Origin of the sequence: Kitasatospora sp. NPDC088779, from assembly GCF_040685395.1 — a bacterium.
Classification (GTDB): domain Bacteria; phylum Actinomycetota; class Actinomycetes; order Streptomycetales; family Streptomycetaceae; genus Kitasatospora.
In genome coordinates, this window is the sequence record NZ_JBFBHW010000116.1 from 1 (window position 1) to 2558 (window position 2558).

The 2558-nt window shown below is 69.3% G+C and carries 2 protein-coding genes; one reads left to right on the forward strand and one right to left on the reverse strand.

The genetic code is table 11. From position 1 onward, the window contains the following. Positions 1-359: 359 nt before the first annotated feature. Entirely contained in the window at positions 360-1514 is a 1155-nt protein-coding gene (locus AB0P03_RS40710) for an oxygenase MpaB family protein (protein ID WP_363589632.1), read from the reverse strand. Positions 1515-2197: 683 nt separating this feature from the next. Between AB0P03_RS40710 and AB0P03_RS40715 the strand changes: the two genes are divergently transcribed. Further along, positions 2198-2464 carry a hypothetical protein gene (locus AB0P03_RS40715; RefSeq protein ID WP_363589630.1) on the forward strand — a complete coding sequence of 89 codons (267 nt, stop codon included), beginning with the start codon at positions 2198-2200 and terminating at the stop codon, positions 2462-2464. Positions 2465-2558 lie beyond the last annotated feature (94 nt).

Here is a 2558-nt window from a genome sequence, read left to right on the forward strand (position 1 = left end):
CCCGCCCCCATCCGCATAGCGCATACCAACGGCATAGCGCGCAAATGACTGCCAGTCAGCTACACAAACAGGCCAATCACCTTGAAGCGCCGAGGGCAGTAAACGGCGCCGGGATGAGCCCGGCGGGTTCCCGTCTATCGGTCAGGCGGTGTCCGGCATAGAGGCGGCGCGAGTCCGGTCTGCGGCCGCCGCCCCGCAGTCGCCGGTGCTGGGGACCCTGGACCGGCAGCAGAAGGCGGTTTGGGTGACGGCCCCGGGAGACAGCGCCACCTTGTGCTTCCCCTGGAAACCGAGCCGTTCCGCTGCGCCATGGGGTGGTTCACGCCGTGCCCCGCCCGGACCTGTGGGGTCGGCGGTGCTCAGCGGTCGTCGCCGAGTTCCTGGTGCATCTGCGGCTGGTCGTCCTGGTCGTGGGTGAGCGCGAACTTCTGGATCTCGTTGAACGTCTTGGAGGCCATGCCGAGGACGTCCTTGTAGGGGTTGACTCCGGTGGTCTTCTGGACGGAACCGCCGAGGAGCCCGCCGCCCAGGCCGCTGACCACGCCGTGGCCGGCGGCGAGCGGACCGGAGGCGAGGTCGAGGACGCCCTTGGGCACGCCGGCCATGTCGGCGTACTCGTCGGTGAGCGCGTGCCGGACCAGGGCCATGAGCGCGTCGTGCGTGGGGCCGGGGTAGAACTGCTTGTAGAAGTCGACGGCCTGCTGCGTCATGAAGACGCCGTCCTCGGACTTCTTCCACTCGTCGTTGCGCGCCTGGTTCCAGATGCGCGTGACCAGGTCGGCGTCCTTGGGCAGTTGCCACCGCTCGGGAGTGCCGAGGTAGTGGTTGACGTAGTGCCAGGCACACATGAACCCGTGGGCGTCTTCCTTGGAGACGTCGATGCCGAGGTTCTTCATCGCCTCCAGGATCTGCACGCTGAACACGCAGGAGGCGCCGGTGGTGTATTTGATCGACACCGGCTCGCCCCACTTGGCGTAGTCCCACGCGCCGCTCTTCTTGTGCAACTGCCGTACGGAGGCGTGGACCAGGCGGACCTTGGTGACGTTCGCCGCGAGGGTGCCGTCGCGCAGGGCGTTCTTGTTGCCCATGTCGAGGAACAGCCGGGACGACTGCGACAGGCGCCGGCCCGGGCCCTTGACGCCGCCGAGCCGCCCGGTCGAGCGGAGCGTGAACGCGCCGGTGGGGGAGAGGTAGGTACCGATCAGGCCGACGGTGCCCTGGAGCATGGTCACTTCGCCGTGGTGGTGGCCGAAGAAGCCCTCCGCGGCGTCGACGTCCGCCTCCGACCAGTCCGGCGGCGGCGCCGCGGCCTCCCGCAGGAAGTCCGCCAGCCGCTGGGGCAGTTGGGAGAGGTCCTGACCGGGCTTGAGCGTCCCGATGGTGCGGAAGAGGGCGTTGACGCCGTCGATTTCCTTGTGGTCGATCAGATCGGAGACGAGCTGATCGGCCTGCGGGTCACCTGCCTGGCCCGCGGCCTCCAGCTCTTGCGTCGCGTTCTGAGTCGTCAAAGCCACAGAAGGGCTCCTTCCTTCGCTGAGGGGGAAGCCGCCGGTCGGCACGTGCCGGGAACTGTGGTCGACATGGCGTCCCGGGCAGATGGATCAGCGAGCAGCGGCATGCCTCCGACTCTGGCGGAACGTCGTACCTCAGCTGAGCGAAAAAACGTTTCGCCCTCCCTCGAACGAGTGAAGGGCACCACGGTGGACCTGTCCGGCCACGGCACGAGGCGCGGTGGCGGGCCGTCTGTCGTGCTACCGGGACGCCGCCACGACACTGTCCCGCAGCACCTCGATGGCGGGCGTCCACGTGTCCACTCCGTCCAGGGCGTGCAGCCAGTGCCCTGTGGGATTGGTGGACAGCTGCTGGGGCCGGGTGCCGTATCCGGGTCGGGGCTCGTGGCCCGGGGTGTAGTTCTAGGCGTGCTCCCGGTCCCGTCGTCCGCCTATCGCCCTGCGGATCGGCCTGTACCCGGCCGGGCTGTGGGCCGAGATCGCGGCGAACGCTCCGGCGTCCGAGCCCGGGCCCGCCAGGGAAGCCGCCGGGTGAGGGCCTGCCCGGCGACCCGGAAGGTTCGTACACCCCACTACCTTCTCTGGCCATGAACATGGGGGAGTGGCTTGTCGCCGCAGCAACAGTGACCGTCGCGCTCGGGGGAGCAGCGGCCTGCACGTCGAGCGGGGCGCCGACGACGGCCGCCGTGCCCGTGCCTGCCTCGGCGTCGCCTGTTGCGGGCACCCCGGAGTGGGCCGCGAAGTGGCTCGGCGACCCCGAGAGGAGCCGCAATGCCTCCCGGGTCGTCGGCCGCTACGCCCGGCTCGCCATCGTCCAGAGCGGCGGGCGTCAGGGCGATGCGGCTCTGTGCGACGCGGCTTTGTGCGACGCCGAGTGGGCGAAGTTCACCCCGGCCCGGAAGGTGGTGCTGGACCGCGACGGCTTCGGCGAGGGCTGCCAGGTCGCCGCCTAGCTACTGAAGTTGAATTCGTGATGTCGCTCGGATGGGTGAAGCAGTAGCGTTCGCCTGCCGTTGGAGGGTTGGTCCCGGTAGTCGTGTGCTGTGA